This window comes from Hymenobacter agri, from assembly GCF_054778495.1.
In genome coordinates, this window is sequence record NZ_BAAGZM010000530.1 from 1 (window position 1) to 3,002 (window position 3,002).

Below are 3,002 nucleotides of genomic sequence, written 5' to 3' on the forward strand. Positions count from 1 at the left end.
CACCTGCTCCAAGCGGTTGGTTTCGCCCACCTGGTAGCGAATGCGGGCGGCCCGGGCGGCGGGCAGGTACAGGCTGTCCTGCCGGCGCAGCAGGGCCGCGAGGCGGTACGTCACTAGCAAATTATAATAGCCCGAGCGGATGCTGCGGCTCAGCTCGCGGCGCTGTGCGCGGGCCCGGATGGTGCCGGCCTCGGCCGTGGTTTGCAGCACTTGGCGCTGGGCCCCGTACACGGTGGGGAAGGCCGACTGCTGCAGAATATTGAAGCTATGGTCGGCCAGCGGGCCCGAAATCTGGCCGTACTGGTAGTCGAGCACTAGACGCGGCAGGTCGTAGCCGGTGCGGGTAAGGGCCTGCTGCTGCTGGGCCTGCAGGGTGGCCGACTGCACCAGCGGGCTTTGCGCCAGGCCGGTGCTCAGGGCTTGCGCCAGGCTGAGCTGGGAGTTAGTGGGCGCTTTCTGGGCGTAGGCAGTGGCCGGCCACAGGGCCATGGAGGCCAGCAGCAATAGCGTCGTGATGATACCGCCGGCTGCTCCTGTCGTACCGGTTGCTTTAGTTGCCCCCGCCGCGGCAGAGGCTTCAGCAACGGGCGTTTTATCCGTTTCATTGGCTGGCTCGCCGCCGGTTTCTTCCTGCCGCTTAGCTTCTTCCGCTTCTTCAGCGGCAACCTCGGGACTGGGCTCGTCGTCATCTACGAAGAAGGTGTAGAGCACCGGCAGCACCACCAGCGTGAGCAGCGTGGCCGTAATCAACCCGCCGATAACCACGGTGGCCAGCGGCTTCTGCACCTCCGCCCCGGCCGAACCCGATAGGGCCATGGGCAAAAAGCCCAGCGAGGCTACCGAGGCCGTAAGCAGCACCGGCCGGAACCGCTCCTCGGTGGCGCGCAGCACCCGCTCGTGGATTTTCTTCACGCCGGCCGTGGCCAACTCGTTCAGGCTGGCTACCAGTACAATCCCGTTCAGCACCGCCACGCCAAACAGCGCAATAAAGCCCACGCCGGCCGAAATGCTGAACGGCATGCCGCGCAGCCACAGCGCCAGCACGCCCCCAATGGCCGCCAGCGGAATACCCGTGAAAATCAGCAGCGCCTCCTTCACCGACCGAAAGGCCAGGAACAACAGCATGAAAATGAGCACCAACGACACCGGCACGGCAATGGCCAGCCGGTCTTTGGCGTGGTTTAGGTTTTCGAACTGGCCGCCATATTCGATGCTGTAGCCGGCGGGCAGCTGCAGGCCGGTTTTCAGCTTGCCCTGAATATCCTGCACCAGGCTTTGCACGTCGCGCCCGCGCACGTTCACGCCGATGTTGACGCGGCGGCGGGCGTCGTCGCGCGAAATCTGGGCCGGGGCGGGTTTCAGCGCCACGGTGGCCGCTTCGGCCAGCGGAATCTGGTTGCCGTCGGGCAGCGACACGAGCAGCTGGTTGAGGTCGTCAGCCCCGCGGCGGTGCAGCGAGTCGAGGCGCAGCACAAGGTCGAAGCGGCGCTCGCCTTCGTACACCTGGCCGGTGGTCTGGCCCGCGAAAGCGGTTTGCAGCAGCGTGTTGAGGTCCATCACGCGCAGGCCGTACTGGGCCAGCTTGGCGCGGTCGTAGCTCACGCGCAGCTGCGGCAGGCCGATAATCTGCTCCACTTTAATGTCGCCCACGCCCTGCAGCGGGCGGATGAGGGCGGCGGCTTCGTCGGCCTTTTCCTTCAGCACGTCGAGGTCGTCGCCGTAAATCTTCACCGACACATCCGACTTCACGCCCGAAATCAGCTCGTTAAACCGCATCTGGATGGGCTGCTGAAATTCAAGGCTCACGCCGGGTACGCCGGCCAGGGCCTTTTGCATCTTGTTGGCCAGCTCCTCGCGGGTGTGGGCGCTGGTCCACTCGGCGTGGTCTTTCAGGATAATCATCTGGTCGGAATCTTCCAGCGACATGGGGTCGGTCGGAATTTCCGAGGTGCCGATTTTTCCCACCACTTGTAACACCTCCGGGAATTGGCTTTTCAGAATGCGCTGAATACGTGTGGTTAGCAAAATGCTCTCATCGAGCGACGAGCCCGGGGCCAGCGTCACGTTCATGGCAAAGTCGCCCTCGTCGAGCTGCGGAATAAACTCGCCGCCCAGCCGCGAAAACACAAAGCCGCCCAGCGCCAGCAGGCCCACGGCCACACCCACCACTAGCCAGCGCGCCCCCAGCGCCGCCCGAATAATGGGGTCGTAGCCGCGGTGCAGAAAGCCCACGATGCGGTCGGCCAGATTGGGCTTCTCGCTGATGTTCTTCTTCAGCGCCCAGGCCGTGACGGCCGGCACATAAGTCAGGCACATCAGCATAGCGCCCACAATGGCGAAGCTCACCGTGAGGGCCATGGGCCGGAACATCTTGCCCTCCACACCCGTGAGCGAGAGAATGGGCAAATACACAATCAGGATGATGAGCTGGCCGAACAAGGCCGATTTCATGAGCCGGTTGGTCACGCCCTCGGTAATGTCGTCCATGGTTTCGTGGGCAGCTTTGAGGCGCTCGTGCAGCAGGTGGGCAATCACGGCCTCCACGATAATCACGGCCCCATCCACGATGAGGCCGAAGTCCAACGCCCCCAGGCTCATCAGGTTAGCCGATACGCCAAACGTCTTCATCATGCCCAGCGCGAAGAGCATGCACAGCGGAATCATGCCCGCCACCACCAGCCCGGCGCGCAGGTTGCCGAGCAGCAGCAGCAGCACCACAATCACGATAATCCCGCCCTCAATCAGGTTTTTAACTACTGTATGAATGGCCTTGTCCACCAGCTTGGTACGGTCGAGAAAGGGCTCAATGACCAGACCCTTCGGCAGCGTTTGCTGAATTTCGGCTACCCGCGCCTTCACGTTTTTGATGGTGGCTTCGGAACTGGCGCCTTTCAGCATAAGCACCACGCCACCCACGGTTTCGCCGAGGCCGTCGCGGTTCATGGCCCCGTAGCGCACGGCGTGGCCGAAGCGCACGGCCGCCACGTCGCGCACCAGCAGCG

Annotated in this window: 1 protein-coding gene; it reads right to left on the minus strand. The window is 63.6% G+C overall.

What is annotated here, in order from left to right:
• On the minus strand, positions 1–2,994 hold a 2,994-nt coding region (locus ACYVDE_RS18840; protein ID WP_460503090.1), incomplete at its 3' end, for an efflux RND transporter permease subunit.
• Positions 2,995–3,002 lie beyond the last annotated feature (8 nt).